This is a genomic window from Aequorivita marisscotiae (assembly GCF_029814825.1).
Lineage (GTDB): Bacteria > Bacteroidota > Bacteroidia > Flavobacteriales > Flavobacteriaceae > Aequorivita > Aequorivita marisscotiae.
The window spans coordinates 2,781,411-2,807,149 of record NZ_CP122379.1 but is presented as its reverse complement, the minus strand read 5'-3'; the positions used below and the strand labels follow the sequence as shown (position 1 = coordinate 2,807,149).

At 36.7% G+C, this 25,739-nt stretch carries 19 protein-coding genes; 4 read left to right on the top strand and 15 right to left on the bottom strand.

The window, feature by feature from the left end; all coding sequences use genetic code 11:
- The first annotated feature begins 85 nt into the window (after positions 1 to 85).
- Positions 86 to 1,870 carry an aminopeptidase P family N-terminal domain-containing protein gene (locus QCQ61_RS12560; RefSeq protein ID WP_279447998.1) on the top strand — a complete coding sequence of 595 codons (1,785 nt, stop codon included), beginning with the start codon at positions 86 to 88 and terminating at the stop codon, positions 1,868 to 1,870.
- Positions 1,871 to 1,941: 71 nt separating this feature from the next.
- Here QCQ61_RS12560 and QCQ61_RS12555 read toward each other — a convergent pair whose 3' ends face one another.
- From QCQ61_RS12555 to QCQ61_RS12505, 11 genes are all read right to left on the bottom strand, one after another.
- On the bottom strand, positions 1,942 to 3,255 hold the full coding sequence (locus QCQ61_RS12555) for a S28 family serine protease (RefSeq protein WP_279447997.1): 1,314 nt from the start codon (positions 3,253 to 3,255) through the stop codon (positions 1,942 to 1,944).
- Positions 3,256 to 3,578: 323 nt separating this feature from the next.
- Complete coding sequence (locus QCQ61_RS12550) at positions 3,579 to 4,031, bottom strand: response regulator (protein ID WP_347814820.1); 453 nt, start codon at positions 4,029 to 4,031, stop codon at positions 3,579 to 3,581.
- On the bottom strand, positions 3,973 to 7,359 hold the full coding sequence (locus tag QCQ61_RS12545) for a PAS domain-containing sensor histidine kinase (RefSeq protein ID WP_279447996.1): 3,387 nt from the start codon (positions 7,357 to 7,359) through the stop codon (positions 3,973 to 3,975). Before QCQ61_RS12545 ends, QCQ61_RS12550 begins: the two co-directional genes overlap by 59 nt.
- A gap of 11 nt (positions 7,360 to 7,370) precedes the next feature.
- Positions 7,371 to 9,008 carry a hypothetical protein gene (locus QCQ61_RS12540; protein ID WP_279447995.1) on the bottom strand — a complete coding sequence of 546 codons (1,638 nt, stop codon included), beginning with the start codon at positions 9,006 to 9,008 and terminating at the stop codon, positions 7,371 to 7,373.
- A 102-nt stretch (positions 9,009 to 9,110) separates the two neighbouring features.
- The gene (locus QCQ61_RS12535; protein WP_279447994.1) at positions 9,111 to 9,635 is read right to left on the bottom strand and encodes a hypothetical protein; all 525 of its coding nucleotides are present in this window, start codon (positions 9,633 to 9,635) and stop codon (positions 9,111 to 9,113) included.
- Positions 9,632 to 10,882: a DUF6638 family protein gene (locus QCQ61_RS12530; protein ID WP_279447993.1), complete on the bottom strand. Its 1,251-nt coding sequence runs from the start codon at positions 10,880 to 10,882 to the stop codon at positions 9,632 to 9,634. Before QCQ61_RS12530 ends, QCQ61_RS12535 begins: the two co-directional genes overlap by 4 nt.
- Before the next feature lie 102 nt (positions 10,883 to 10,984).
- Complete coding sequence (locus QCQ61_RS12525; protein WP_279447992.1) at positions 10,985 to 12,940, bottom strand: AAA family ATPase; 1,956 nt, start codon at positions 12,938 to 12,940, stop codon at positions 10,985 to 10,987.
- The gene (locus QCQ61_RS12520) at positions 12,940 to 13,995 is read right to left on the bottom strand and encodes a hypothetical protein (protein ID WP_279447991.1); all 1,056 of its coding nucleotides are present in this window, start codon (positions 13,993 to 13,995) and stop codon (positions 12,940 to 12,942) included. Before QCQ61_RS12520 ends, QCQ61_RS12525 begins: the two co-directional genes overlap by 1 nt.
- 223 nt (positions 13,996 to 14,218) lie before the next feature.
- On the bottom strand, positions 14,219 to 15,562 hold the full coding sequence (locus tag QCQ61_RS12515; protein ID WP_279447990.1) for a microtubule-binding protein: 1,344 nt from the start codon (positions 15,560 to 15,562) through the stop codon (positions 14,219 to 14,221).
- A gap of 289 nt (positions 15,563 to 15,851) precedes the next feature.
- Positions 15,852 to 16,466: a DEAD/DEAH box helicase gene (locus QCQ61_RS12510; protein ID WP_279447989.1), complete on the bottom strand. Its 615-nt coding sequence runs from the start codon at positions 16,464 to 16,466 to the stop codon at positions 15,852 to 15,854.
- 233 nt (positions 16,467 to 16,699) lie between these two features.
- A complete protein-coding gene (locus QCQ61_RS12505; protein WP_279447987.1) occupies positions 16,700 to 17,101 on the bottom strand; it encodes a VOC family protein in 402 nt (133 codons plus the stop codon).
- Positions 17,102 to 17,410: 309 nt separating this feature from the next.
- Between QCQ61_RS12505 and ku the strand changes: the two genes are divergently transcribed.
- Complete coding sequence (gene ku, locus QCQ61_RS12500) at positions 17,411 to 18,190, top strand: non-homologous end joining protein Ku (RefSeq protein WP_279447986.1); 780 nt, start codon at positions 17,411 to 17,413, stop codon at positions 18,188 to 18,190.
- 2 nt (positions 18,191 to 18,192) lie between these two features.
- The gene (gene ligD / locus QCQ61_RS12495; protein WP_279447985.1) at positions 18,193 to 20,622 is read left to right on the top strand and encodes a DNA ligase D; all 2,430 of its coding nucleotides are present in this window, start codon (positions 18,193 to 18,195) and stop codon (positions 20,620 to 20,622) included.
- Positions 20,623 to 20,653: 31 nt separating this feature from the next.
- Here ligD and QCQ61_RS12490 read toward each other — a convergent pair whose 3' ends face one another.
- Positions 20,654 to 20,791, bottom strand: coding sequence for a hypothetical protein (locus QCQ61_RS12490; protein ID WP_279447984.1), 138 nt, complete (start codon positions 20,789 to 20,791; stop codon positions 20,654 to 20,656).
- 216 nt (positions 20,792 to 21,007) lie between these two features.
- Between QCQ61_RS12490 and QCQ61_RS12485 the strand changes: the two genes are divergently transcribed.
- Complete coding sequence (locus QCQ61_RS12485; RefSeq protein WP_279447983.1) at positions 21,008 to 21,856, top strand: SDR family oxidoreductase; 849 nt, start codon at positions 21,008 to 21,010, stop codon at positions 21,854 to 21,856.
- A gap of 17 nt (positions 21,857 to 21,873) precedes the next feature.
- On the opposite strand, the gene QCQ61_RS12480 is transcribed toward QCQ61_RS12485, so the two are convergent.
- Genes QCQ61_RS12480 through QCQ61_RS12470 form a run of 3 tightly spaced genes read right to left on the bottom strand, consistent with a single transcriptional unit; the run spans position 21,874 to position 25,718 of the window.
- Entirely contained in the window at positions 21,874 to 22,782 is a 909-nt protein-coding gene (locus QCQ61_RS12480) for a M14 family metallopeptidase (RefSeq protein WP_279447982.1), read from the bottom strand.
- 45 nt (positions 22,783 to 22,827) lie between these two features.
- Positions 22,828 to 23,880, bottom strand: coding sequence for an ATP-grasp domain-containing protein (locus tag QCQ61_RS12475; RefSeq protein WP_279447980.1), 1,053 nt, complete (start codon positions 23,878 to 23,880; stop codon positions 22,828 to 22,830).
- A 2-nt stretch (positions 23,881 to 23,882) separates the two neighbouring features.
- Entirely contained in the window at positions 23,883 to 25,718 is a 1,836-nt protein-coding gene (locus QCQ61_RS12470; RefSeq protein WP_279447979.1) for a peptidase MATCAP family protein, read from the bottom strand.
- Positions 25,719 to 25,739 lie beyond the last annotated feature (21 nt).

The window sequence follows — 25,739 nt, the reverse complement described above, 5'->3', positions numbered from 1 at the left end:
TTTATTTTTTAAAATTCGATACTAAAAAATACAGTGCCCAAACCCATCATTTCTGAATTCGCGGCGATAAAACTTTAATAATAAGATGATCAATAACAGACTAGAAAATCTGCAGCAACAGCTAACTAAATATAATTTAGACGCAGTGATTATTCCATCTACCGATCCCCACCAATCCGAATACGTTGCGGAGCACTGGAAAATACGGGAACACTTTTCGGGGTTTTCTGGCTCGGCGGGTGTGTTGGTAGTATTGAAGAATGAAGCTGCCCTTTGGACAGATTCGCGTTATTTTTTACAGTTTGAAGACGAATGCCAAACCTATAACATAAACTTGCACAAACAATCTATTCCACACGCGCCCGAACACGTGCAATGGCTTGTTGATAGTTTGGAGGAAAACGCTGATATTGGCCTAGATTTTTTACAGTTTTCCAAAGCCCAAATAGACTATATAAAGGAAATTTCGAAATCGAAAAATATTGCGCTTAAAAACATACCGCATTTGATTGATGAAATTTGGATTGATAGACCTGCTTTGCCGAATTTTCCAGTCAATATTCATCCGTTAGAATACAGCGGCGAATCAACAGCTTCAAAAATAAAAAAGATTCAAAATAAAATTACAAATGCGAAAGCCGACTACTACCTGTTTTCGAGTTTAGATGAAATTGCTTGGCTTTTTAATATTCGTTCGCAAGATGTGGATTTCACTCCACTAGTCACCGCTTATGCTTTAGTAGGACTTGAAAACACCCACTTATTTTGTGATAGAAATAGATTTTCTGCCTCTGCAATTGCTTCGTTTTCAAATTTGAATATTGAAATTATAGATTATCATTTAGCAATTGATGCGTTTGAAAAATTAGACGCCAATAAGAAGATTATTACAGATGTTTCTTCTTTAAATTATGCGGTTTACAGTGCAGTGCAGAGTAAATTTTTATTTCAAAATTCACTAGCAAAAGAATTGAAAGCTATTAAAAATGAAACTGAAATAGCCGGCTCAAAAAATTGCATGTTAAAAGACGGGGTGGCGCTAACTAAGTTTTTTATGTGGTTGGAAAAGGAGCTTACGGCACGATCAATTTCAGAATATGAAATTGGTAAAAAATTGGAAGGCTTTCGGAAACAACAGGATTTGTACGTGGGCGAATCCTTTGCGGCAATTGTGGGCTACAAAGGCAATGGCGCAATAATTCATTATACCGCTACAGAAAATGGCGCTGCAATGGTTAAAAATGAAGACATTTTGCTGGTTGATAGCGGCGCGCAATACAAAGATGGCACTACAGATATTACGCGCACTGTTTGGTTGGGTGGAACGCCAACCTCTGAATTAAAAATAGCCTATACTTCGGTTTTAAAAGGATATATAGCACTTGAACAATTGCAATTCCCTAAAGGTACCGTTGGCATGCAAATGGATGCATTTGCTCGATTTCACCTGTGGAATCAAGGTTTAAACTATCCTCACGGTACGGGTCACGGTATCGGTAGTTTTGGAATGGTACACGAACCCGCACAAGGTTTTACAACCAATCCAGCAACGAGTAGTGGGAGCACAGCACATTTGCCAAATCAATTAACCACTATAGAACCGGGGTGTTACAAAAAGGGTGTTTATGGTATTCGGATTGAAAATATAGTGCTCTCAATTGCCAAAGAAACTACTGAATTTGGTGAGTTTTTAGGCTTTACACCCCTCACATTATTCCCGATTGATAGACAACTCATTGACAAATCGCTACTCACAGATTCCGAAATAGCATGGTTTAATTCCTATCATCAAATGGTTTTGCAGGAATTATCGCCATTATTAAATAATGATGAAGTGGAATGGTTAAAGGCTATGTGTGAAAAATTATAACAACTTATTCGTGATTATTAAAACCGAAGAATAGTTAACATCACTCGTTTTAGAGCGCAGCGGTCTTATATCTAGTCCTCCAGCCAGCGGTCTATAATACCATAAATTTGGTTCTGCTCTTCCGCGCTAAAGCTTTTAATTCGTGTTCTATGGTCACCTTCAGGCTTTATGAATTTATATAGTTCGCGTTTGTCTGCGTTTTCGGTTAAGGCAACAGCTGTAGCACTCCAAGCGTCGTATTCGCCATAAATAAAGAGCATTTTTTCTGCCTTTGTATCTAAGAATGATTTTATACGTTGCATAGGTTTTAAATTGAAAGCTTTTGTAACCCCTTCAGGAAAAGCCCAATCAAAAGTGTACATTTTATCTGTATGTAGATATTTTTCAAACGGCATTGTTTCATAGCCATAAATGCCTTGTTCCGTTAGGGCTGCCCAAAAATACGGCTGTAATTTTTCTACAGATTTTTCTTCAAAAAAACCATAACCTACAACATCAAATAAATGTTTGTAAATAGCTTCTGCGGAAGCTGTTGACAACGGAATTGTATTTCCATCTACACCCCATTGCCAATACGCAAAGGCATATTCCAATATTGAATAATCGAGAGCTTTTTCTATACCGAATTCCCAAGACATATCATTTTCTGCGGCCTTTGTTTTTAGTATTTCTAATAAGGCTGCTCTATTTTCGAAACATAATTCTTGAAAATTTTTGACTTTTAGCCTTTCCTCAGCCGTCCCTACATTTTTTAAAAACTCAAAAATCCTGTCGTCTTCCTTTTTAAAATTTAACGGACCAACGTAGCAAACACAGGCATCTACATTTTCTGGAAAATAGAGGCGATGTACCATAACTGTTTGGCAACCTTTCGATATTCCCGTAGAAATAAATTTTGCATTTGGATATAAGGCATTTCTAATTGCATTAATTATAGTAGCCTGATCTTTAGCCGCATTTTCAACAGTTAATGTATTCCAGTCTATTTCTTCTGGCCGTGAATTATTAAAATAACGATGCTCAATTGAAAGTTGATTGGCGTTGTAATGACCGGCTAATTCGCCCGCGTTTTCTGAACCTATTCCATAGCCACTAAGCTCAACGATAACAGGTTGCGAAGGATTTTCAAACCCTAAAAAAACGCGTTGCTTAAAGGTACCTTTTGATACGTCGTTATAATCGATAGGCTGTTCAAACCACAGCTCATAGTTTTCGTCAAAATGACTCGTAACGGCTCTTTTTTCAATACTTACTATATTTTTAATCGAAGCTAATTTCTCAAAGGTTGAAACTTCTGTTGTAGGTATTACAGCTATTGATGCTGTTTTACAACCTATAAATAATAGGGTAAAAAGGAAAAAGTAATAGAAGCGAATTGATTTCATAATATATCCAATTTTTGAATGCTTATTTAGAATTAATTAATGGGTGCCGTTCATTCAACAATTTCGTAGTCAATAGAAAGTTTCCGCAAAGCTCTTAATGCAGAACCAGAATTTTTATCATCAACTTCAACATTTTAGATTTTGGTCCTTTTCCAGCAAACAGCATGCTGGTATCTAAAACAAGCAAAATTTAGAATCAGAAATAGTATAAGTTTGTAAATCCTGCTTAGCTGGTTTAGAAATTTCAAAATAATTTTATGATTTTTAAAGTATAACGAAGTAACTAATTTTTGCAACTATATTGCTTTAAAAAATATTCAGAATTAAAAAAATGAACTTACAATAGAAGCCAATTCTTTCGGTCTGATTGGTTTAATAATATAGTCTGCAATTTCACTTATCGCTTTTGCTTTTTCAATATCTTGCGGATCTACGGAGGAAGAAACCATATATACTACTATTTTTTTCTCCATTCTTGGTTTTATCAATTTATATTCATCTATAAATTGAAAACCATCCATCACCGGCATATTAATATCTAATAAAATTATATCAGGTAGATTATCATTGTTCTCAGCATTTTCCCTTATAAAGTCTAACGCTTCTTCGCCATCTGAAAACACCAAAACGTTTTCTGCTAACTTATAAGCTTTGATAGTAGCAGTAATGGCATATTGGTAAATGCTATCATCATCAATTATGCAGATGTTTTGAAGATTATTCATACGGTTTATTATTAAATACGATTGTAAAAACTGAGCCTTTACCCACTTCACTTGTGGCAAATATAGAACCTCTTAAAGTTTCTACTTGAATTTTGGTTAAATAAAGTCCCACTCCTTTGGCATCTGGATGTCTGTGGAAGGTTTTGTTTAAGCCAAACAATTTATGACCGTGTTTTTCTAAATCAATTCCAAGACCATTGTCTTGAACTGTTAAGTTAATTTTTCCATCTACAATTTCCGCTTTGATTAAAATTTCAGGAATTCTTTCAGGAGATCGATATTTTATAGCATTTGAAACTAAGTTAAGAAAAATACTTTCTAAATACGTTTGATGGTATTTAATTTTAGAAACTTTTGTGAAATCTGTTGTGATTTTTGCACTGGTATTAATAATTTGTCCTGAAAGTATTTCTTTTGTTTTGTTGAATGTATCTTGAAAGGAAACAATTTTTAACTCGGCTTTTTCGCGAGTTCTCATTTTAAGAGCTTCTATTAACGTGTTTAAGGTTGAAGTTAAATGTTCAATTACAGTTTCAAATTTGGTAAACAATACTTCCTTTTCTTCCTGGCTTTCTGAAATATCGTAGAGGTGTAACAAGGCATTTAAATTACTTACGGGAGCTCGTAAATTGTGCGATGTTATTTGAGCGAATTCTGCTAATTGTTTGTTTTGTGCAGATAAATGCTGTGTTAATACTTCTAAATTGTCTTTGGCTTGAATAATTTTACGTTCTGTTTTTAACTGTGTAGTAATATCCCGAATCGCGGCAGATACCAAAAGACCTTCTTCTGTTTGCAAAGGGCTCAGACTTATCTGAACTGGAATTTCCTTTCCTTTTTTATTTATACCGTATAAAACTTCAGATTTACCCGCTCCCATGGACCTAACTTTTGGGTTTGTAAAGAATTTGTCTCGTTGGTTTTTGTGATTGTTTTGACCTTTAAATTTTTTTGGAATTAGGACTTCTACGGGTTGGTTTAACAATTCGTCAATGTGATATCCAAAAAGTTTTTCTGCTTGTTTATTAATAAGTTGAATTTCTCCACGTTCATTTACAATTACCATGGCATCGGGTGCAGATTCCAAAAGCCCTCTAAATTTGTTTTCTACCAGTTTTTGCTCGGTAATGTCTTGTACTGTACCAATCATTTCAACTACTTCTCCGCTGTCATTTGTAAATACCTCTCCTAAGAGTTGCAGTGTTTTTAATTTGCCTTTTGCTGTTATTATACGATGTGTGTATTTTTCAAATACTTTAGTAGCTATGGCATTTTCTACGGAGGTAGTTACTAGATCTTTATCGTCCGGATGAACGAAATTAAAATAACTATCATACTTTAAATTGGTTTCCACTTCCTCAAGATCGAATATTTTGTGTAAATGGCTAGACCATTCAACCTTATCGGCTGCAAGATTCCATTGCCAATGGCCTATTTTTGTTATCTCAACCACTGTATTAAGTAAGTAGTTGGTCTTTACTAATTCGTTTTCAGTTTTTTTACGGGCAGTAATGTCAAGGGCCATTCCTAGCAGTCCTAAGCTTTTACCGCGCTGGTTTTTAATGGCTGTAACTGTTAATAGTACTGGAAAAGATGAGCCATCCTTTCTTTTATATGTCCATTCGCGCGTGTCGTCATAATTTAACTTAAATAGGGCCTCATAGGGATCAAATTTGGTTGGATTAACGTGCATTTTATTTGCCATATCTAATCTAAATTGCTCCATTTCTTCCTCAAGATGAAATATCTCGGGGCTCAGCTTTCCTATAACTTCATCGGCAGAATAACCTAACATTTTTTCTGCACCGTGATTAAAATGGGTTATTACTCCATTTGTATCTGAAGAAATAATTGATATGGGACCCGAATTTAGAATTGCCATTAATTCATTATGTGCTTTATCTAAAGCTAATTGGGCCTTTTTAAAATTAGTAATATCTTGAAACACACCTAAAATTCCAACGCACTCATTATTGCTATATTCCGGTTGTCCTATTACACGGGCCCAAATTTCAGATCCATCGGCTGTTACTACCTTAACTTCAACATCGTAGGGCTTTCCTTGAGTAATAACTTCGTGAACAACTTGTTTTATAAGGTCTCTATTTTTACCTGCTTTATAATAATTAATTGCAGATTCAATATCTATTTCTGTGTCGTAGGGCACTTTATGTAAATCGTAAACCACTTTGCTCCAGAGTACTTTCTGGGTTTGTAGGTTTGCTTCCCAAGTTCCTATTCTTGCAACTTCATTGGTTTTATCTAAAATTTCTTGAATACGGGTTTTTTCAAATTCTCTTTCTTTAATGGAAGTAATATCACCAGTATGCATCAATAACCCGCCAATTTCACCTTCAGAGATATACCAAGGGCGTACATCCCAATAAATCCATTGTACGCTACCATCAGCACGTTTAAATATTGCTTCATCGCAAGTGTCTATGGCTCCTTGCAAACATTTTTGATGGTTTTTCTTCCATTCATCACCAATTTCTGGAAAGAGATCGTAGTGAGACCGGCCAATAATTTCTTGGTCTTGCATCTTATAATCTTCTATCCAACGTTGCGATACCGCTATATACTTCATATCCTTATCTAGCATTGCAATGGCAGTAGGCGCTTGTTCTATAAATATTTTGTTGTATTCTTCCTGTCTTTCTAAATCTAGTTTTAGTTTTTCGAGTTCTTTCACGTAAGCCAATATGGTGCTTTCTGAACTTGCTAATTCTTTATTAGATTGGGTAAGTTGTTCGTTTTTTCGAAATAATTGATTCAATGTAGGAACAATGATAAAAATATATTCTCCCAATAATAGTAAAATTGAAATAGTGCCAAAAAAGTACATTGAACGTCTTAAATTTAACAGACGATCCTCTTCAAGTTCTACGTGTATGTCAGAAATTTTATTGATAATAATATTGTACTCCGTTGCCGCATTTTGAATCGCTGTCAACGCATTTTTTGTCGTAATTGGATCATTGGCCGCAGTAAAGGTTTTTGCGGAAGTAAGTAGCATATTTGCAATGGGTAAGCTAGCTTTAATTAACGAATCGCCCTTTGCATTTACATTAGGGGTAGTGGATTGATTTATTAATTTTTTTTGAAAAATTTCAAATTTAGCAGTTAGTTCACTGAATTCCTTTACATGCAACGGATCGATTTTATAAGATTCGTGCGTATCAAAAAGGTGGGTGGCCGCAAAGATTTTCTGCACAAGAAAACTTTGGTTATATGTAATTTTTACAAGTTGAAGATTGGAAGTTTGAATTGTGATGCTGCGATATACAATAAATAAAACTGTTACTATAATAAGAATTATAGTAAATAGAAAGAGTAGGTATCTATTTTTAATAGATTTTGTGATTTTGTTTTGTAGCAAGGCAAATTTTTTTACATTCCATTCACTTGAATTAAAACTGAATCTCTCTCAATAACGGGTTGTACATCAATTTCAACTTTTTCTGGATATAAATCTTTATCCGTGAGTCCTTCCGAAGCCTTCCAAGTTTCGCCCAATTGCTCAAGTATTTTTGAATTCCACTCGCTCGGGTGTTTCGCATCTACCCAGACAACATCGCGATATTCTACGTCAATTAAAGCTAAATCTGGGGTAGCAGCTCCGTCAAATTTTTTGCTGTTGTCGCGTTTTGAAGTTACCGTTGAAAGAACGAACAATCGTTTTCTTCCGGCAATTTCTTTTATAAATGGCCTAAACTCTACAGGTTTATTTACAGACCAATCGTATTCCTTTCTCGATTCAATCACCTTTAGGGGCATGGCACTTACACCTGCCAAGCCTTCTTTTTTTGCTGCGTGATTATAATAGTATAATTTATCTGTACCGTCTGCCGGTACGAGGACGCTAAATGATAAGCTGGTACGCTCCTCGCCAATTGGCTCTAGGCCAAACCAATGATATAACCCACTAAAGGCATCTACATCCATCCCGTTAAAATTGAAATCGGTTACAAAAGGTTGCTGATTTTCATCGTCTGCCAAATCGGGAATTTTTACAGCAGTTTCCATATTCCACGGTAAAGGATCTGTAAAACCGGCTAAAAATTGCAAGGACTGTGCTTCGAGTCTCGATACCCTTTCCGACAATGTATTTTGACGGGTTAAATACGGATGGTTCTTTATTTCGTCGGGTGGAATATACGTACCTTTCCCAATTGTAATTCGCTCTAAATAATCTGAAAAACCATGCGCTCCGGCGTCGATAACCATTACGCCACCGTAGGCTGGATAAGGAAAAAAGAAACCTTTCCATCTAATTAAACTTACTACTTGCACCCAATTGCCGCTGTCGTTTTTCATATAATAAACCTGTTCAGGTTCAAGATTAAATAGCTGAAGAATATTAAAGCGCTGCACCACTGCATTGTAGGTGTTTCGGCTAAAAGCGAGCGATTCGCCGATAGAAAAGGTTACTGGTATTCTGTTGGTATCTGAAAATCGCGGAAAAGGGGAGGTGCTTTCCACGGAAAAGAGTTCTTTGGTATTGTCGTTAATTCGTTGCCAAGTATATTCTTTAGCTGGCTGTACGGCCATAGTCCATCTGTTGGAGCTATCTACCCGAACCAAATGTGGATGCGATACCTCTTGAGTTTCGCCAATGCTTTCATAAGCCATGGTAACAATATTGTTAAATGGCTGAATTCGTTCGTTTTGGGTTAAGGGGAGTTCGTGTAGTTCAATTAATTTCAGATTGTTAAACACATTGTAAGATTGCATGTATTTATAAAGGCCAATTTGCCAACCAAAAAACCAACTGGTTACAAAAAATGCCGCAATTCCCAACAATATAAGCACCCGTTTTCCGCCGCTGGTTGCACTTCTAAATTTTGAAAGCGTAAACCATAAAAACAGCAAGCTAATGAGTATTAAAAAAATAAATTTGCGCAGAAAAAGTAGCACAGGTTGATAATCGTCGCGTAGAAAGAATAGCAATAACAGCAGAATTATCCCGCTGATTAAAAGTATTCTTTTTTGCTTTGGTCCTTTTTGCCAATAATTTCTTATCCCCATCAATTCAAAATTAAATGTACATTGTTTTCAAATAAATCGTCAGTTTTAATTTAAAGTACGCTCTCAGAATATCTTTTCCGTCAATGGTCTAGCCGTAATTATTTATTTAATCATGCCTTTGTTTTTTAATCTTTCGCGCGCACTTAACTTGGGTTCATCAGGTTTTGTACTAGTCTTAGGCTCTGGGTCAATTTCTTCCTCAGAGTCAAAATTATCACGAATGTCCTGTGTAAACTCTCCAATGGTTTCTTTTCCTTTGGCAAATGCCTTTTCAAGATTTTCTTTTTTCGTTTTATCTCGTGCAAAAAGAAAAAGCGAAGCAATATAAGTTCCGAGAATTGTAGCTACGATTGCCGAAATAAAGTATTGAATATAGTTAACCACAAAAGGCAGAACCACTGCAATTACAATGGCTGCCAATAAATACATCAGGGTAATCCAAACAAAGCGCATCAGGAAATTTTGTTGATGCACGAATCCCTTTCGGCTTTCCGGTTTCATCTGCAACTCTTTGCTATGCGTAAGTTTGTTGAAAAATCGGTAAAGTCGGTTGCTTTTAGATTCGGTCCAATACAAGAGAATTCCAAATAAAACAGCGGCGATAAAAACTATGATTTCAAAGGTCATGGTGTTTCGTTTTTAAGTGCTTCTAAGATACAATCTATTGCCCAATCTTTGTAACTATCGGTCCACAAAGCAAATTGCCTGTAAAAGTTTTCTTTATCATACCAATATAAATATACAGGATCTACAGGCATAACCTTAGTTAAAAGCTGCCAGATTAGCTCCTGATTTTCAGGTTGCAATGACGAGTGCGGTTCTTGTAAGGCTTTTATAAAGTAAGGTTCTATCGAATTTTCGGCCACCAAATTGGGTTCGATGCTTTTTTTCTGATTAAAGATCTCTACACACATAATTTGTTTTTGTGCTGCGATAGGCAATTCATTTAAGTATTTTTTAAATAACAATTTACTATTTAATATCTCGGAAATTGGGTGATCTGTATTACTTAAATAAGTTGAAAAAAGATGTTTTTTTACACGTTCGTAGCGCTCTTTTTTAACAGCTTTCACAAAATTAATCTCCGTTATTATATCGCGTTTAAGCGTGGACAACAATTCGTCGTGTTGAATGTGAAATAATAAAACGTCGTAGGTTGTATTTTTAATGGCTTGATTGAAGGTTTCCTTAGATTCAAAAACGAGAATTGGCTTAATAAAATCCTGTAATACAAATACACCGCCAAAAGCTTTTGTGTAAAACGAAGTAATATCTAAACTCAGGTCTGCTAATTGAAGTTTCCGATTGCGCAAATCGCCATATTTTGTAGCAGAATCAATTAGTTTTTGATGAATTTCACGATTGATAAAGTTATTTCCTGTTTCGAATAATTTTATAAGTTCATTTTGTTCCTTTTGCTTTGTTTGAAGGTCATCGAGTACAAGAAAACTAATGGCAATTTTGTTGTAATTCAACAAATCGAAAGGTTCGTAATAGGCATCAATATTCTGATCTAGCTGTACAACCAGCGCGGAATCTTTGGTAATATCCTTAATCTGATTGCGATAGGCCGCAAAGACCGCCTCCATTAAATTTCGGTCAAAACTGTGGTAGGGCATAAAGACGGGCTTACCTTCTTGTTGTGGCGAAACAATGATAGCATTGGCGTTTGCTTCTCCAATGTTAAGATAAAAATTATTGTTTTTTTCATCGGCAATTTCTGGGCTCCATCCAGCGGCATCGACCGAAAATGTGGTTAATTTGCTAGCCGAAACGCCGAGCAATGCCAAACATCCGTTGTAGCGTTTTACCAAACTGCCGGTAACCTTTACAAGGCCGTTGCCAAATAATCCCGCTTGTTTTAATTTATCCAAAATAGTTGTTTATTCAAATGTTTTTATTCAATGCCAATGGCTATTTCCCGGTAGTTTTTTTGGCTTATAGTGGGTAATTTTCCACGGCAGGAAATCTTTGGGTTAATTGTCAAAAAAACTGCGAGCGGCCAATTGAACTTTCATATCGGCAATGCGCCCTTCTACCTGTCGTTTAAAATCAGTGTCGGCTATGGTTGCAACATTATCCAGGTATCGTACGGTTTCCTGCCTTCTAATATCGCTAAAATTGAGGCCTTTCATATTTTGCTTCATCAAGTCTTGCAACATTTTAAACTTTGTGTTGTAATCTTTTTTGAAGTAAAGCGTCGGGTCTTCAAACCATTCCTTGGGCAAATCGAAATCTGATAATCTAAGCGAAATAGCACTCTGAATATTCCGGATATCGCGTGAAGAGAAAAAAGCAAATTCCTTTTGTATATTTTTATATAATTCTGCGAAAAACAAATGCTGATTGGGGTTGTATTTATTTTCCGTACGCTCGTATATCTCCAAAACCTTTGCTTCTGTTGGCTTTTCGTTTTGGTTTAATATTTCGCCTAAATTTTGAACCAGACCTTGCTCGCTTAAAAATGTATATTTTTCAGGATTTGACATATTTACGAAATCGGGCATGGTTTTTTCAAACTTGCGCCACCAAAGGTAATCTTGGTCAATAAAATCTGGAATAGTTCGTGCTCCGTCTATCTTAAACCTACCTTGTACACGGCTAATAACTGCCTTATCTAACATTTCTGGAAGATTGGTAAATAAACCAATGCTGCTATTGCCGTAATTTATGGCGTAGGCGCCCTCTGTATATCTCAGAAATACGCCTATAACTTCTTTTACACCTGCCGAAACGCCTTGTGCGGTTCGTTCCTGTAAATTGTTTTCTGCATCATCAATTGGTGCAAAAATTAGTTTTGTGGGATCGCTCAACGGCTTCATCCACTGTACCATTTTTTCGGCGCTACCGCCCTGAAAAGTAGAGATTAAGGTATCTGGCATGGGATGGAAAAGAAAAGGAATATCCAGATTATCGCAATGCATTTTTAATCTTGTTGCGATTGCTGCTATTAGCATACTTTTTCCAGTACCGGGAATTCCATATCCCATAAATACGGGCATAAACCCACCTAATTCTTGAAAAGGATTTTTTTTCGCTTCAAAATCATAGCTCAGCATACGTTCGGTTAAACGGCGAGCGAAGTGTTTTGCATCGCGATTACCTACAATTTCCTCGAATTGTATTTTATTGAATTCAACACTTTTGGCGGTACCTTCCAAGGTGTTTTCCCATCCTGAAATGGCAAAGTCGCTTTTTTCAAGTTTATAGGTGCGGTCTTCAATGGTTTCGGTAAAATCTAAGGAAGCAATTCGCATTTGAATTTCAACGATAATCGTTTCAAAAAATACAACACTAAAAATTGCAACATCTTCGTCGCTCGTAATAATTTCAGGGTGATTTAAGTATTTGTCAAAGTAAAACAACATACACGAAATACCCTTGAGTGGCGACATGAGGGATAATTCGGGGATACCGGCAAATTTGTTTTTCATTACCGCCAGATCGTCCGAAACACTTGGTTTTAACTCGTGTAAAATTCTGTAGGCGCAACCGTAAAGCATAAATGCCGTAGCGGTTTGTTGTTTACTGTCAAATTCGTGTCTTTGTGCAGCATCTAACGTGGTGAGTTTTTCACTTAAAGCCGATAGGCCCGAGGCATCGGAGTAATTATCGCGAAGCCATATGGCCATTGTCAATCCCTCTTGTAAGGCTAAAAGTCCTTGGTTTAAACGCAAGGGAATGGCTATTGAATCTGGCAATAGTCTTTTTTTTAGCGCCAAAATGGTCTTTGAAATTGAAATAACCTCATTGTTTGCCGTGCCATTTGCCTTGGCCAAATACATCATAATTGAAGTATCTGCCACGTTTTTGTCGCGGCGTTTTGCTTTGCTGCCTTGTTCCCACTGAATTCCTTTTAAATAGGAAGTTGCCTCATTGCGAAGCGCCTCTAATTCTGAAAGTTTTATAGGAAATGTACTGTTGTGTTCCATCAATTTAATTTTAATTCGGGGATTTCAATTGGGTCTATAGTTAGTGAATGGAGTGTTTCGGGAATTTTATCGTACAGTAGTTGCATGACCCGATGCGAGGTAAACAAATATTTCTGTCGCTTTTTATGCTCCCAAAGTTGTAATTCCTGTCTGTTAAAAATATTGCCCTCACTAAAATTGCCCGAACTGTATATTTCGTCTATTGAAATTGAAATAGCATAAGCCGAAATAGCTACTGTTTTATCTACAATTCCTTGCAATAAAACGTGGGTTATATCTAGTTCGTCTTTTGCAAAAATGTTGTGAAGGGGGCCAAAATCCATAACTTTTAATTTTTTGGGCAGTAGTTTTGGCAATTTTTTATCTATGGCATAGGCCATCATATCTAAACTCATGCTTCTGTTTGCTACGTCCTCAAGTACTTCGTATATTTTAGGTGTATATTCACTAACCGATTCTTTGTACAAATCGAAATTTAAAAAGCAGATAAACGCACGGTTTAGTGTAATATCGTAAAAGCTCCAACTCACCATAAATTCACCATCAGATTTATTAATATTCGTAATAATCTTACCTTGAATAAATCGTCTGAAAATATAGTTTTTATCTACCGAAGTGTAATAAATTATTGAAGCAGCTTGCCGTAACTTTCTTTCTGAAATATGTTCGCGATCCTTTAAAAGGGTTTCCAAAAACTCCTTTTTTAAAGTTTCTACTTGTGGAAGCTTATTTAGATGTTCGTACCGTAAACTAAGGTCGTTGATAAGATATCTAAATTCTAAATAATTGGGAAAGCCAGATTCGGTGAGATCAACCCGCATTTTTTCTTCATCGTCAAAAAGGTATTTTATTCTGAAAGCTTCCAACGAGTAGGTGAGTAGTTCGCAGTATTGCTTTATAAAGGTTACTTCAATGGGATTACAAATGTCGTTTTTTGCCAAAGCATCCTGAAGGTTCTTAAAAGCGTGATTTACAATTTTAAAATACACTTTGTATTGATCCTTGGTTTCAAGAATAGCACTGTCTAAAGGAGTAACTATGGAGTTTAGTGACATTTTTTTTGTTCAGATTTCAGATTTTAGATTTGAGACGTAAGACCATTTGTGCCTCCGCTAAAGCTTTGGCAACACGTGGACGTTATAGGACTTAAGACTGCTTGGTTGAAAGATTTAAGACTAAACTAAATCAATCTTGTACATTTTTAGTTGTATGTGTGACGCCATTCAGTCCTATGTCCGTATATTAAACGTCATCTTCCCATTACCAAAAGACTACCAACTAACTAAGCAAATCGTCCGGGACATCTGTTTTTGGCTTTTTTGGCGCAGGATTGTCGTCTTTTTCGGATGGGGCATTGGCATCTTTTGCGTAATATTCTTCGAAGATTTCTTTCATATCAATGCCATAGCGGTCTGCGAAATTTTTCTGGATTTCACCGTCTTTCTTTCTAATTTCCTGTAACGATTCGGCATAGCTGGAATACACACCTTGCATTACCTTTTCGTGAACCGGAATGTTGTCCATCATTTCCTGTCTGGCCTTGGCGCTTGCACTGTGCATTGAAGCTAAGGTTGCACCAATGTGTTCGTCTGTTTTTACACCCAAGTGTTCTAGAATGGCGGCAAACTCTTGATCTGTTCTGGCTTTTAACGCAACCACATAACCGTCGTAATATTTAAGTCGCTCGTCTGTATCGCTCTTTAATTTGGCGCGATGGGTTTGCAAGTTGCTACGTAAAGAGGTTAATACTTTTATGGTTAAATTGTGTTTTTGCACAAAACTATCTTTACTTGCAGCCAAGGTAGTGTAGGCGTTTTTGAGCCCTTCCAATTCTTCAACTTTTTGTTCAATAGTTGTAACTTTTCCTATGGCTTCGCTGTATTCTGGCGATTGTTTATCGCTAATTTCTTCCAAGGCTTGGCGAGACTGTTTTAAAAGTGCGTATTGCTCTTCTAATTTAGCTTCGGTTTCTTCTTTTTTCTCTAATGCTTTTGTGTGGTTTTTACTGGCTTCAACGATTGCTACTTGCAGTTTTTCCTCAACTTCCTTAATTTCAACTTCTCTATTTTTAAGACGATCTACGGCAGCTTGACTTTTAAAAGAAAGTTCGCTCAGTAAGGTTTGTACATCGGCGCTTTCAATTCGTTCCTGAAACATTTGTTTCGCCTTTAAATCTGCACCGTCGCGTGTTTTTTGTGCGGCGACAAGTTCTTGTTCTTTTTTTCTAATTCTCGCCTTTCGGCCCCAGAGATTGTTCCACCAGTTATCGGTAACTTTTTCGGCATCTTCCAGTTCCATTTTGGCGCGTTCCAATGCTTTTACAGCTTGATCTATTACTTTTTGTTCGGCAGGATTTAAGGTGCTAAATTTTTCAAAAACGATTCCTACCTCATCTTGATAGTCGGTGAGGTCTTTAATGGCATCTAACAAGTTACCCCGGTCTTTTTCAGCCATTTCAACAACGTCGTCTAAGGTTGCGTTTAAAATGCGCTGTCTAACTTCGGGATCATCTTCCTGGGCCAACTTGCTTTTCATTTGGTCTACGGCCTTGCCCCAGTTTACATCAACCTTTCCCTGCGTGGTGTTTTTATCTGTTTCTAATAAATCGAAATCGTCTGCCATTGTAGCTATTTTTAAAGTTTGTAAAATTTTAAAATTTGAATGGTCAATGTCGGAAAAAAAAATGATTTTTTAAATTAAAATTTCTGATGAGGCCGAAATATATATTTCAATTTAGACCAATATGCACAATTAAAACTCCATTTATTAATGGTTTGGGAAAGAATGATAATTTTTAAATCGCACAGAATTTGCAACTTACATTGGTTTACAAGTAAAAAGGCAAACGATGGATGGGCTATTATTTTAGGACTTTATTTTTAATTTGAAACTTTAGATTTCGAAAAAAACTTTAAGATATTGAAACCTTTTTTGAATACTCCATAAAATAATTTTCGAACCGTTTAAGCATGGGGTGCATTTTTTCGGCATAAAGCACATATTGGCATTTTTGAATACTTTGGGTAATAGACATAATTGCAGCATACGCCGATTTTTGTGTTAAAAATTCGGCGTCGTCTATGCTAAAAAGTTTTAGGTCGGCAATGCTTACGCCATTCATTAAAAATAACTTGTTCATAGATTTTGGGGTCGAAATAAGAATATCTATCCCCATGGCAATCTCCGATTTTTGAACATCTACGTGCAACTCTTCATAACCAACATATACGCGCAGCGAACTGTGTTTTGTGTACATTAAAAATTGATCGTACAGCTGCATAGCCAAATCTTTATTTTCAACTAAAATTACGGCCCGCGGTGCATTTCCTATAGCCCTACATTTTAATTTTTGAAGTGTAGTAATAATGAGTGTAGTGGTTTTGCCACTACTTTCTGGCGCCATGCAATATACATTGGCACCGCTTTTAATAACGGGAATACTCGCACTCTGAAAGGGGGTAGGTGTTGTAATTTCAAGTTGTTCCAACTTTTCCTTGATATCGGAGTGTAGTTTTTTAAAAGGCATATTACTTATAAAGGGTTATAACAAGAAGTGAATTAGGCAAAGATACAATTAAGATAAAGCGCAGCGGGCCTTTAATTATAAAGTTCGCTAAAGGTTATTAGGAATACAGATATAAAAAAACAAATTACAAGCGTAGCCTGTAATTTGTTTTAATTTGCTGGAAACAATAAATAGCAGTTTCTAGTGGCGTATAGGTTACTAACGCCAATAGACTATATTTTATAGAGCAGCATTTATTTTTTATAATTAATCATCCACCCAATACCGAATTTATCAGTACATCTGCCATATTGAGCGCCCCACGAAGTTTTTTGAAAAGAGGTGTGTATTTTACCCGAGCTGGCAAGCTTTTCGAAGGCTTCCTTGGCTTCGTTTTCGGTATCCATATCTACACCTAGATGTATATTTGTGCCGTCGGTTAACGGAGTATCCGGAGAGGCATCATAACCGAGTAATGTGAAATTTTTTCCTTTTAGTTCGGCGTGCTGCCATTTATTTCTATAATTGTCTGGAATATCAATTTCGTTGTTTTCATAGGTTTCCGTATTTTTAATTTCGCCTCCGAAGATTTCTTGGTAGAAATTAAACGCTTCCCGACAGTTTCCGCTAAAGGCTAAATTGGCTTCAATTCTCATAGTTTTAGTTTTTTTTGGTTTTTAATTAAGCTAAAGCTACGCATCGTCTTTAGAAAATAAAATAATTTATATGTTGTTTAACATCGGTTGTTAAGGGGGTATTAAAGGAAATTTGGCTGTTCTTCAAAAAAAAGGCGTTTTACTTTTATACCAGATTCTATTTACAACTCAGGGTGGTATTGTTTCCATATTATTATTCCTTTTAAACCACAGCCTATCTACTTCAACTTAAAGGATAAAAAGCTAAAGAATCGTGAAAGGAAACAGCAATTACCCACAATAGTTTTAATTTTAAATAAAAATATAATTATGAGATCAATTTGGAACGGCTCCATCAGTTTTGGCCTTGTGTCTATTCCCATAAAAATGTACAGCGCAACGGAAGATAGAAGGCTGGACTTGGATATGTTGGATAAACACGATAATGCGCGTATCCGGTATAAACGTGTTAATGAGGAAACTGGGAAGGAAGTAGCTTGGAAGGATATAGTAAAGGGATTTAAAAAAGACGATGCCTATGTGGTTTTGGAGAAAGATGATTTTGAAAAAGCCAATATGAAAAAAAGCAAAACCATAGACATTGAAGAATTTGTGGACGAGGAGGAGGTAAGCGACCTACTTTTTAAGAGCCCTTATTTTTTGGAACCCCAAAAGGAAGGAGGCAAAAGTTACAACCTTTTGCGAGACGCACTAAAAAAAACCGGGAAATTGGGAGTTGCAACATTTGTAATGCGGCAAAAGGAAAACCTGAGTTTAATCGGGGTTTATAAAAATGTGCTGGTGCTACACGTTATCCGTTTTGCGGAGGAAATTCGCGATCCTGCAGATTTAAAATTATCAGACACAAAAGTTTCAAAAAAGGAAGTTGAAATGGCCCTATCACTAATTGAAAATTATACCGAAACTTTTAAACTGGATAAATACAAAGATGTTTACAACAAACAGTTGATGAAAATAATTGACAATAAAAGCTCAGGAAAAAAGACCAAAACCACAAAAATTGACAATACTCCAACCCCCGCCAAAGATTTAATGGCTAAGTTAAAAGCCAGTTTAGAGAAGAAAAAGAAAAAAGCCAAAGCCTCATAATTGTGGGATTGAACGAATACATAAAGAAACGTGAATTCAACAAAACCCCTGAGCCGCCGGGCGATTTAGATAAATCTAACGGGTTGCGTTTTGTAATACAAAGGCACCAAGCGCGCCACTTGCATTATGACCTGCGTTTGGAAATGGAAGGCGTTCTTAAAAGTTGGGCAGTACCTAAAGGGCCATCCTTAAATCCTACGGACAAACGTTTGGCGATTATGACCGAGGATCATCCGGTAAAATATTTAAGCTTTCAGGGCACTATCCCAAAAGGCAACTATGGCGCCGGGGTTATGAGCATTTGGGACCAGGGAACATATAGCGTATTAAAAAGTGAAGTGGGAAGCGACCCCGTAAAACAATTAAAAAACGGCGATTTAAAAATTGAATTCTTTGGGGAAAAAATTAAAGGGAGTTTTGCACTTGTACGCACTGCGCGAGGCGAAGAGAAAAACCAATGGCTACTGATTAAAAAAACAGATAAATACGCAACCCAACTGCATTACGACGCCGAAATTTTTGCAGCCACACCACAATCTAAAACCGTTGCAAGTGAAATTTCATTAAATATAGATCAATTTGTAAAGCCCATGCTTGCCAGTCCGGCAAAAAACATTTTTAAGGATCCACAATGGGTTTTCGAGTTAAAATGGGATGGATATAGAATGTTATCTCATATAAAAAATGGCGAAGTGTCGCTTTATTCGCGGAATGGGGTAATGTACAATACTAAGTTTGCACTCTTGCAAAACGAATTGCAAAACATTCCACATAATTGTATTCTGGATGGCGAAGTAGTTATTGTAAATAAACAAGGAAAGCCCAATTTTCAGAAACTTCAAAAGTACGATCCTAATAAAACCGTTGGGGAATTGCGCTATTACGTTTTTGATTTGCTTCACTTAAACGGTCACGATACTATTGCCTTATCGTTACTTGAAAGAAAAAGTCTGCTTCCCGATATTTTAGAAGGTTTAAAGCACGTTTATTATTGTGACCATATTGAAGGTATGGGGCCAACACTTTACAACCGGGCTATTGCTGCAGGTATGGAAGGGGTAATTGCCAAAAAGGCCGATTCTACTTATACACCTGGTTATAGAAGTGAAAAGTGGTTAAAAATAAAAGATAGTACTACTGAAGAAGCCATAATTTGTGGTTACACCGAGTCTGAGAGCGGAGGAAGTATTTTCGGCTCCTTGATTTTAGGGATGTATAAAGGCGAAAAGTTGGTGTATGTTGGTAATTGTGGTTCTGGTTTTTCAAATAAAGAGCAAAGGGAATTATTAAAAAAGTTGAAAGCTATAGAAACCGATATAAACCCATTTGCCAAAAAATTGCCGTTAAAAGGAAGAATTCCACATTTTGTAGCTCCAAAATTAATCTGCGAAGTAAAATTTTCTGAGTGGACCAAAAACGGTCTAATGCGGCATCCCGTTTATAAAAGCCTGCGAAATGATAAGGAACCCGCAGAAATAAGTCCGCAAACTGTAAAAGAAGGATCAGTTTCTAATTCGAAAAAAAATTCTTCAACCTTAGAAGTAGATGGTTTTCATGTGCCTCTTACTAATTTGGAGAAGGTGTATTGGCCGGATGCCGGATATACCAAATACGATTTAATAGATTACTATTTAAATATTTCAGACATCATATTGCCCTACCTCATAGATAGACCTCAAAATTTACACAGACATCCCAATGGTATTCGCAATGCCTCTTTTTATCAAAAGGACAATGAAACTTTGCCGGAATGGGTAAAAACGGAAGAAATATATTCTAAATCGTCAAAGAAAAACATTGCGTATTTGTTGTGCCAAAATGTGGCAACGTTGCTTTATATGGCGAATTTAGGGTGTATTGAAATAAATCCTTGGAACGCAACCATTCAAAATTTGGAGCGCCCCACATACACGGTTATAGACATAGATCCTTCGGCTAAAAACACTTTTGAAGATGTAATTGAAGTAGCTCTTGCCGTAAAAGAAGTTTTGGATATTGCAAATATAGAAGGCTATCCAAAAACTTCGGGTTCCTCGGGGTTGCATATTTATATCCCCTTAGATAACAAATACAGCTTTGAAGAAGCGCGGGATTTTACAAAACTGCTGTGTTATTTTGTTCAAGAAAAACTCCCAAAGTTTACAACTATGGAACGCGCATTAACAAAACGCAAAGGGAAAATATACTTGGATTATTTGCAAAACCGACGCGGACAAACCTTGGCAGCGCCCTATTGTGTACGGCCGAAAGAAGGAGCTCCGGTTTCTGCACCGCTGCTTTGGAGCGAACTAACTTCTGGATTATCTATTTTGGACTTTACAATAAAGACCATGCCCGAACGAATTAAAAAAATGGGCGATATTTTTTCCCCTGTATTACAAACAGGTATTTCAATGGAGGCCGCAATTGATAATTTGAATTCAGAAAAGTAAGTTTATAACCCACTCTAATAAAAGTCTAGACCTATTTTTTCTTTTTAACACCCTTATTGGCAGGTTTGGGTAAATCGCGTTCTTTCTTTGTGTCCTCCGGATCTTTTTCCACTTCGCCATATTGGTTGTAATCTCGTTTTTTACCAAAACCATTCGTTGTATCTCCCATAATATAATTTATTTGATGATTAATTTTTAGTGTTTTGTACTTTAAAATTAAATAATACTTTAAAGCACAACCTTCACATTTATAAAACTTTAAATCCCCTTTAAGTGGAATTTAACACCTATGCAGATTAGCAAATACTAGCGCTGTTAATTTCCTATTAAAAATAATATACTCATTTTTCTTTTTTATTATTTTAATGGTTTAAATGAAGTTTCTATGAAAAAGGAGAAAAAAATACCCGATCAAACACAAAGGCAACCCGGTAAGGAAACAAAGATGAAACCGCAGCCCGAAATTATTCGTAAGGGGTATAAAGGAAGTGAAAAATTAAAAAATAAAGTGGCTCTAATAACCGGTGGCGACAGCGGAATTGGTAGGAGCGTAGCTGTGCATTTTGCAAGAGAAGGCGCCAATATTGCTATTGTGTATTTGGAAGAAGACAAAGATGCCAAAAAAACCAGCGAAATGGTTAAAGCAGAAGGGAGCGACTGTATTATTATTGCAGGAGATCTTAGAGATGCTGTTTTTTGTGAAAAGGTGGTGGAGCAATGTATATCCAAATTCGGAAAGCTGAATGTCGTAGTAAATAATGCCGCAATGCAATTTGCCCAAGACAGTCTATTGCAGATTAACGATCCACAATTGCACCAAACTTTTGAAACCAATATTTATTCGTATTTCCGCATAACGCGAGCTGCCTTGAAATATTTAAACGAAGGCGATTGTATAATAAATACGAGTTCGGTTACGGCATATCGGGGGAGTGATCATTTAATAGATTACGCAAGTACCAAAGGAGCAATTGTAAGTTTTACACGTTCCTTGTCTAAAAATCTTGCAGCAAAGAAAATCCGCGTTAATGGCGTGGCGCCCGGACCAATTTGGACACCTTTAATTCCTGCAACCCTAGACAATGTTTCGGACTTTGGTAGAGATACACCTTTGGGTAGGCCGGGCCAACCCAGCGAGGTGGCGCCCGCTTATGTTTATTTGGCTTGTGAGGATAGCAGTTATGTAACTGGACAGTTTATACACGTAAACGGTGGAGAAATAATAGGAGGGTAGCGAAAAGTGCGGTTTGTTTACTGTGCTTCCGTTACTACAAAAAAGCCGTCATTTCCTTGCTTTTGGTACAATGGCATAAAAATATAGGCATCCCATTCGCTATAAATGGGTTTTCCGTTTTGCTGTGCCAATAGCTCACCTTTTTTAATCGGTTGGAAATTTTTATAACCGGGTTGCATTTTAAATGTATCGTTGTTATTTAAACCGTGACGATAACAGATTTCAAAAGTTTTTTGTTCTTCTTTATTTTTTTGAAGCATTTTAGCGGCTTCGGGGTATTGGTTTAGTTTGTTTAAATCTAAATCGTTGGCATTTTGAATTGCTAGCCAGATAATACCTTCGTGATTCATTTTTGCCACTTTGCTTTCGTGTTGTCCACCTTCAAAAACAAAACCGGTTATTCCAATTCTACTTTCGTAATGGTCTATACACCCAAGCACTATATCGGAAAATCCGCGGATAATATGGGTGGGAAATTTATGTGCCCATGCGTCATTGTCATTCACTTCCTGAACTGAAATATAGGGTAGGCTAGCTGCAGAAGTGGTATGACAGTCTAAAAAATATCGTTCGGTAAATTCTTCTTTAGAAAATTGATTTAAAACGTCAATAATTTCAAACATTTCTTTCTTTTCCTGGCTGTCTGTTATTTTATTTTGAATATTTTCTACCGTCCACGTTCGGTTTAAATCTTCATCTATAAAACGAACGTCTCTTTCGAGCGCCGCTCTATTTCCCGATACACCGACAATTTTACCCTTTATTTCAGGTTTTTCGGCTTCTAATATTTTAAATACATTTTGAAGGGCCAAAACACCACTGGGCTCATTGCCGTGGATTCCAGCAGATATAAACAGCAACGGACCTTCAATTTTAGAAGTATAGGTTCCTATAATTCTAGGTATTTTATTTTCTAACTTTTTCATTTCATTTTTAATTTTTCTTCACACAGCTTACAGTATAAATTCAAATTAATCCATGGTGGCTAATTCTTTGTTGGTCAGGCTATTTTTATAATATTTTTTATATTCAATTTTTCGTTCAATAGCTTCAACTACGGTGTCTGTAAATGCGGGCAGTTTTATGTTTTCGCAATAATCCAATCCACCTGGACTTAAAACATTAATTTCTATTAATTTATCGTTTACAATATCTAATCCCACGAAGAAGAGTCCGTCTCTAATTAATTTTGGAGCCGTTAATGAAACAATTTTTTCTATTTCGGGAGTGAGCTTTGCTTTTTTAGCTTTTGCACCCAAGGAGAGATTGCTTCTAAATTCGGAATTGTCGCTATTTACCCTTCTAATAATTGCTTTTTCGCCGTTTTCTTCGAGAATTTTCCCATTCATTAAAATTACCCGTACATCGCCTTTGCTTACTTCTGGTAAAAATTCTTGAGCAATTATATAGCCTTTAGCACTAATAGTATCTACTATTTGATTGAGATTTTTTTTGGCCTTATCAATTAAATACACATCTTGACCGCCTGAGCCTTCCAAAGGTTTTAGCACCATTTTTTTACCCATTCGTTCCCAGAATTCCAGCAAGTCTTCTTTATTACGAGTAATTAAACTGTCGGGTTTAATTTCGGCAGGTAATTCTTCAAAATATAATTTATCAATAAATGCGTGGCTCATGGCAAATGCGTCGTTTAACACCAAAACCCCACTTTGCTGAATCATTCGCGCAAAGGCAATGCCGCTGTGTTCTGCCCAATGCCTGTCTGATGTTTCTTCGGTAGGATTATTGCGCAAAAACACTACATCCATATCTGTGCTGGGCACCGCTTTTGCTTTTAATTTATCGTCTTGCACCTGTTCCCAAAATTCTTCAACGCTTTCGCCTTTTACAGATGCGGGTATTTTTTTACAACGCAGACTTATATTTTCATCGCGATGAAAGATAAAATCGCCCACACTCATTACATACACTTTATGCCCACGCTCGTGCGCTTTTTTCAATATAACTACCGTCGTCCCGCAGGCTTCGGTTTTAATGTCGCTTATAACAAAACATATTTTCATTTTTAGAGTAATTTAGAAAGGGAAACCCCTTGTTTAAGTTTGTTTATTCGTTCTTTAAAATCTTTATTCTGTAGGTATCTCGGTTTTAATTTGGGTGGTTTTAAAAGGCCACGGGCTGTTAGATCTGTAATCATTGGCACGTGTTTTAGTGCAAATTTTCCCGCTAGCAAAAATTCTAAATTGCCGCCATTTATAAGGTATTCGCGCAGTTGAACCAAGCCTTTTAAGTAAATAATATCTTTTAAGAAACCCCCACCTTGAAACATTCTGGACGTAATATTGAAAGCCCGTTCTTTTGAAAAATTATGGGTGGTATAAAGCAGATGAAATACTTCTTTAAATTCGGCATTATCCATTAATGCTGCACCGGCTACCACCCGGCCAGCCAACATGCGCAGACGGTTGGCAGAAAGCCCGCCAATTAAATATTCCGAAAGCACCGCAATTCCTTCCTGTAAAGGATCGTAATCTGCAAAACCTACACTTAACTGGCTTAATGATTGTTGCAATCCGTTGTAATGGGTTAGGGCGTGGGTACCTATTTCGTGCTGAATTAATGCCTGTGCCTCTTTTTTTGTTAAAGTGTAATCTGCCGGTAAGTAAAGTTCGCCGTTGCTCACCATCATTACGTTTACATCTTTTCGAATATGCACTTTACATTGGTAATTGGGATCTTGTTGTTTAAAGAATTCGAATTCTGTTTTAGCCATTTTAGCGAAGGCGGTTGCATCTAAAATCTCTTTATTTTCTTCTGAAATATCTTCAGGAATATGTTGAAGAATTAGTTCGGCTTCAGCAGAAAGCGTTTTTTCCAATCCTTTGTAAAGACGTACGCTACTGTAAAAAAAGTTTTTAGAGCCGCGTTCCTTCAGCATAGTTAGCTGTTGGTCCAGTTCCTCTCTTTTTTCCTGAAAAAGGTAGGACAAGGCGGGGTCGTCAATTTGGTCTATCGCTAAGTTATACAGTCGTCTTTTTAGAATATCCGGATCAATTGGCAGAAGTCGATAATGATATTCTTCCACATCTTTAAAATTGCTTTCAAAAAATTTAGATCGGATGCTTTGTATATTAACGGGAGCTACCAACAACAGAAACTGATAACTGTTTTCTATGGCAGTAAGTTCCCGGTCCATTTTAAAGACCTCCTTGTGAATTTCTCTTTTTCCCAGGGCGTAATAGCTGGCCAGATTGCTGGAAGTTTGCACCCGCAAAAACTCAAAAACCGATTGATGGATCGCTACAGCTACACTTTCTTGAAATTGCCTAAAGTACAACGGATAAACCTCTCCATTTTTAGCGCGGTACACCGGTGGGATTTCTAAACCAATTAGCGTACCGCCACAATCTTTTATTTCGGAAATGCTCATTAAGGCATCTTCGGATTTTTGTTGCCGTTGCTTGGTTTGTTCTATGGTGGCGTTAAGTTTTACACCGTAGGTTGTACCTTCAATATTTTCTAAGGCTTTACGTAGTACTTCTAAAGAAACTGGTAATTTATGGGAAGGACCGCGAATTACAAATTCAGTACTGTTTGTGGGGCCACTATAGATTTCCATTAAAAAAAAGCTGCCGAATCTTGCACTCATTTTTGCGGTAAGTTGCCGGATAAATTCACTGAAATAGTCAAAATTATCCTCCCCGATAATCAAGTAACTTGCGCCCGTTCGTGCAAGTCGCAATGTAGCTTTATCATCAGGGCGTTTCCGATAAATTAGGAGAAAAGGTACATCGTGCTCCAAAAACAGAAAACCGCCATGAGGCAAACTTTTTACAGTGCGTTTTCCGTCTGCGAGTTCACCAATTAATTCCTCTTTTTCCGTATCGGCCTCAGCCTTCATGAGCTACTTGTTTTTTAGGTT